The following is a 732-nucleotide window of genomic DNA, read 5'->3' as shown; positions in this document are numbered from 1 at the left end:
CTTATAGTATAAACATTAGGCATCTATATAGTTCAAGCGGCCCTTTCCTCCCGCCACTGGTCATACCCCTCTAGCGCTTCCCGGCTGTCATTGCCCGGTGTGGCCGCTCCGAACGCCGCGAGAGGCTTAGCGTGCGATATTTTCCGTCTCGTGAGGTGGCCCTAGACACGTGCGTCACCGACTCTGCTGGATCGCGTTCTGCGACGATGGCGGGTGACGCATGGCCTCACTTGCCTGCAGCGCCGGAGGCGTGGACCTCCGGCGCATCATCAGCGCCGGAACAAGGGCGGCCAGGAAGATCGCGCCGACGATAAAGAAGCTGTCCCGGTACCCCAGCATGTTGCCCTGGCTGTAGATCACGCGGCCAAGATAGTTCATCGCCCCGGCCTGGCGTATCGCTTCCGGCACGCCAGCCTGTGCAAGCAAGCCGGTTACTTCGCGCAGCATATCGGCCGTCGCGCTGTTGCCTGCATGCTGCGCGGCCGTGAAGCTGTCTACGTAGAGCTGAGACCGCCGTTCCAGAGCGATGGAAAGAAGGTTGACGCCAAACGCCCCGCCGAGTTGGCGCACGAAGTTGATTGCGCCGGAGCCCTGACCGAGTAGCGTCATGGGTAGCGCCTTGAGGGCGCCGGCGTTCAGGCTCGGCATAATGAAACCAAGGCCGATACGCCCCAGCATGATCCACCAGGCGAACAGCCAGAACGAGGTATTGGTATCCACGCCGGTCATCAG

1 pseudogene is annotated in these 732 nt (G+C 61.7%); it reads right to left on the bottom strand.

From position 1 onward, the window contains the following. Positions 1-174: 174 nt before the first annotated feature. Positions 175-732 (bottom strand): annotated as a pseudogene (locus FO268_RS22750) (MFS transporter); the annotation flags it as partial.

It is taken from the genome of Marinobacter denitrificans (assembly GCF_008795955.1).
In the GTDB taxonomy this organism is placed as follows: Bacteria; Pseudomonadota; Gammaproteobacteria; order Pseudomonadales; family Oleiphilaceae; genus Marinobacter; species Marinobacter denitrificans.
This window is presented reverse-complemented; position numbering and strand designations above follow the sequence as displayed.